Genomic DNA, 4,778 nt, shown 5'->3' with positions numbered 1-4,778 from the left:
AAACTTAACAAAGCAATAGGTTGTTCACCACCTTATTTTCCTTCCTTTGCGTCCTTTGCGAAATCTTCCTTTGCGCTCTTTGCGGTTAAATCTTTATACCTTTAAAAAACTTGAACATCAAGTAATATGTTTATCCGAGTTGAAAATTCTACCTCATCCTTCATTTATGTCCCATAGGACAATATATCGGTAAATGGCTTTCCATAAATTTTCTACCATCTACGGAACTGATTGATTTGTCTATCTATTCCTACCGATATTATGTTCCTAACGGAACGATTATTCGTAATCGGTCAGTTATTGGTGGGAGAAAGGCATAAAGATTAAATTTCTCGCCAAGGCGCAAAGAACACAAAGGAATAAATTATAATCTTTGCGAACTTTGCGTCTTTGCGAGAGAAAATTTCTATGCAGTTATTAGTCAAAACTTTACTCAGAGTGGATAAGTAAAAAATCCCAAATTCCAGGCACCAAATTTCAAATAAACACCAAATTTCACATACCAAAAAGCGAATTAGAGATTAGTGAATTAGAGATTAGATTTTACTAATTCGCTAATTCGCTTAATTCACTAATTCACTAAATAGAATTTGGAATTTGTGATTTGGAATTTCATAGCCATATCTGGGTCAAATTTCGATTAATAAGTGCTATATTGTCTTCTGTCTTTGGTCTTTGGTCTTACTTAAAACTTAGCCGATAATGAGAAGCGATGGTTGTATCTTTCTGACCCAGAGATGTTATCTTTGAAGTCAGAAAACCTATCCGGGGCAAATGAGTAGTCTAATCGAAGGTTAATTGTTTTTGCAGGAAAGATAAAACCTAAGCCACCGGTAACATAAGTATCAAATACTCCAGCCCTTATCCCTAAATTCTCTTTCATCCAATATTCTAACCCGGCGTATATCTTTGTCTTATGATTATCTTCAACCTGGCTTAAATCTGTGGCTATGATTAATTTATTCCCAAAAAACTTTCCACTCACACCTAATTTCACTGCTATGGGTAATCTATCTGTATGGTCAGTCTCCCATTTAAGGTAACTGCGGACATCCTGTAACATTAATCCTGCTTTAAATTTATCTGAAATATCATATAACGCTCCGATATCTAAACCTAATCCACTTGCCTTACTTCTCCCTTTTGGATTTGCCTGCGATGGATTCATCTGTTGAGTTAGATATTTCAGGTTAACGCCCAGGGATAATTTATCAGTCTTTTCCCAGGCACAAGAAAACATAAATGTATTCTCTCTATCGTCAAATCTACCTAATTCTATGTCCTGGCCATTTTTTTCAACAATCTCCCGTAAATCTTCTACCCCAAAGTTTATCACGGAAATACCTATAGTTTGATTTTCCAGCGGGACTACATAATTCAAGAAATTATACTTACGGTCAAGGGACATTAAAGAGGTCATTGAGGTCATTTCGCGTTGAGATAGTTGCACCAATCCTGCGGGATTCCAGTAAGTTGCAGAGGCATCATCACAAACCGCGACATACGCTCCGCCCATACCAAGTGCCCTTGCCCCTACGCCTATCCGTAGATACCGTGCCGCCTGGCCTGCATCTCCAGTTTCTGCATAAATAACACACGGTAAACAATAAATTATGATTAAAGTTATAAGTAACCGTTTCATTTTAATCACCTTCTTTTTTAACCACGAATTACTCGAATTAGACGAATTTTTTATCTTCTCTAATTCGTTTAATTCGTGTAATTCGTGGTTTAAAATTCTATAAATTCCTTCGGATAATGTGTCAGGTCAACCTTTTCTCTTTTTAAATCCAATTCAATTCCCCATTCTTGCATTCCTAATGCTCCAAACAAAACTTGAATTTCTTGCCCCTTTTCATCAACTCCAATTTCATCAATAACAAAAGCCCTCGTGGCAATAGGTGTATCTGATAATCTTGCTTTCAAAATAATATTTTCTTCCAACTTATGATTTTTTCCACCCAACTTAACATCATAAAATTGGTCTAATTTAATTCTTGGAAAATATTTTGCTACTTTATTTATGACATAGGTGTTTCGAGAACCGGTATCAAAAAGTGTCCAAAATTGTTTCCCATTCACGGCTATATTCTCTTTTACTCTCCCCACCGGGACATCACCTTCTTTTTTTAACCACGAATTATACGAATTAGACGAATTTTGGGGACGGTTCATTTTATCGTTTTCCCTACACAGAAAGTTGAAATTGGAAATTAGAAATTGGGCTTTTATTTCTCCCCCCTAATTTCTAATTTCGAATTTCTAATTTCAACTCCATTTTCTAACCGCAAGATTTCAAACACAAGTGAATCGTCCCGAATTTTTTTATCCCCTTTAATTCGTTTAATTCGTCCAATTCGTGGTTTAAAATTCTATAAATTCCTTTTCTTTTTTTAACCACGAATTACTCGAATTAGACGAATTTTTTTATTTTATAATCCGTTTATATTCTAATGATGGTAATCCATAATTTATTATTATTCCCAATCTGTAACACTTTAACCATCTGAAATTTGTGTAAGTAAGGAGAAAGGGAGAAAAAGGAAAATTGGAGAAATATTCTTATTCATCTTTTTCTAATTCTATCCTTCTTACATCAATCTTAGAATCTGCAAAGTTCACTAATAAGCCTATCTTTTTATCTAATGATTTTATCAGTTAATTCATCTTCTCTCCATTTCTCCATATTCCCCTCTTCTCCTTTATTACACTTCATTTGGGTAAATAGTTTCTCATCTTCTTTAATTCGTCCAATTCGTGTAATTCGTGGTTCGTTTCTTATCGAATTACGGCAATCTTACCAAGTTTCGACATCGTCTTACCTTCGTTGTTGGAGATTATCATTCTAAAGATATAGACGCCATTGGCTACTTCTTTACCAACATCGTTTCTACCCTTCCATTCAATCTCAACTACCTCTTTAGTTCCATGAACAGTATTTCTTGGAGTAGAGGATATGCCTGATTTTTCCTCACTCCACACCAAGTCACCAGCAATATCATAAATATTCACGATTACTCTTAATCCGCTGGCGGCTGCATCTAATACACCAACTATATCTGTTATACCATCATAAGTTGGGTTCGGGCAGTTATAAGCATCGATTAAGTTAAAGTCTGTCGTCGTCTCATTCAGAGGTGGAGTAATTGGCGGTGCAGGACTACCTTGTATGACGACAATAGGTCCTGTCATCGTCCCTGCTGTTGCTGAACCAACACACATCATCCCATCTTTTCCAATTGCATTAAATAGATATGTATATGTGCCCGGTTCTGTAAAGCAAGGGAACACAATTCTATAATAACCATCCCATTTAGGTCCACTACCCGGAACTAAACTTAATGGGAAGGGACTACCAGCCATACGAACATCATCTTTATATACCCAGAGATGGATATATTGAGGTTCTTCACCATCTATATCATAATATCGAACTTTATAAGTAAATGAAGTTACATTTACTGTTCCATAATCCGGGTCAACTCCATCAGATGTAAATCCAGACTCACCTGTCCAGGTAAGTATTGGAGCATTGGTTACAGCAGGTCCACTCTTATCTCCAGTAGCAGGTAATTTTACATATTGATTAGCCGCATTATTCTCATAAGCCTCAATCCAATATTTATAACTTCCCGTCTGTAAAGTCATAGTTGCCATATAAATTCCACAACTTTGTGTTCCAATTGTATCATCAAACCAGGTCATTGTTAAAGTAGCCACTTCATTACCATTCTTTTTAATATGCAATAGTGGATAGCCAGGTTTGGGCAGGTCATTATTCAAATCACGATATCTAACTTTGAAGGTAAAGATAGTTCCCGTTGTTCCCATTTCCGGCTCTAATCCATCAGATACATAACCACCTGTCCCTACCCATAATAACTCTGGTCTCCAATTAACTCCACCAGTAACTACAGGACCATCATAAGTATCAGTAGATGTTGCCATCTTCCGATATATATCCATTGCTTCAAAATAGTAGGAATAATTTGAGTTATTATATGCAAGTATTAGAGAATTATAATATACCCTACCAGAACTAATATTTTCTCCATGATGATAAGGTAGTATAATTGGACTTCCTGGAATATCTACTCCACCAATTAATATATGAACCTTCGGATAGCCAGAATAAGGCACATGCCCTTCTGAATCTTGATATCTAACTGAGAAAGTATACCTGTCGCCTACATTACCACTCTGTGGATTCACACCACCATAAGATAATACTGGTGCACTATTAACAGCAGGTGCTATCTTCACTTGAATCCCTGCACCCCTGGCTGTCAATCCAGTTATATCTTTTGCTTCAAATTGATAGGTATAAACACCTGTAGGTACAGGTAAAGTAGTCCTTGTTTCATATAGGACACCCGCCGCATAAGTAACCGTTGCGGGACTTACTCTGGTTAACGGTAAGATTATCTCTGTTCCTCCTGTAGTTTTAATTTTTACCCGTGGATATCCGGCTAATGGTGCCTCATTATTCCCATCACTATATTTTACTCTATAGGTAAATATAGTGCTATTTGGCTCACCTTGTTCTGGGTCTAACCCATCATACAGATAGTTCCTTTCACCTGTCCATAACAAGAGCGGTGCGACAGGAGCATCAACCCCGGTCAATATAGGCCCAATATATTCTTGAGTTGGTGTTCCAAGGGCTAATACTCCATTTCTATCTTTTGCCGCAAAACGATATGTGTATGTCCCCGAATAAGGTAAACTGATAACAGTATAATATTCTACTCCCTTAACATAATCAATAGGAATTTTAT

At 36.5% G+C, this 4,778-nt stretch carries 3 protein-coding genes; all 3 read right to left on the bottom strand.

Annotated elements, in window-relative coordinates:
* Positions 1–685: 685 nt before the first annotated feature.
* On the bottom strand, positions 686–1,642 hold the full coding sequence (locus tag AB1414_15760; protein ID MEW6608875.1) for a PorV/PorQ family protein: 957 nt from the start codon (positions 1,640–1,642) through the stop codon (positions 686–688).
* Between the two features lie 89 nt (positions 1,643–1,731).
* The gene (locus AB1414_15755; protein ID MEW6608874.1) at positions 1,732–2,175 is read right to left on the bottom strand and encodes a hypothetical protein; all 444 of its coding nucleotides are present in this window, start codon (positions 2,173–2,175) and stop codon (positions 1,732–1,734) included.
* Positions 2,176–2,778: 603 nt separating this feature from the next.
* The coding region (locus tag AB1414_15750; GenBank protein ID MEW6608873.1) for a hypothetical protein at positions 2,779–4,778 on the bottom strand (2,000 nt) is incomplete at its 5' end.

This window comes from bacterium (assembly GCA_040755795.1).
Taxonomy (GTDB): Bacteria; UBA9089; CG2-30-40-21; order CG2-30-40-21; family SBAY01; genus JBFLXS01.
The sequence above is the reverse complement of the archived record's forward strand: the minus strand, read 5'-3'. Positions and strand labels throughout refer to the sequence as shown.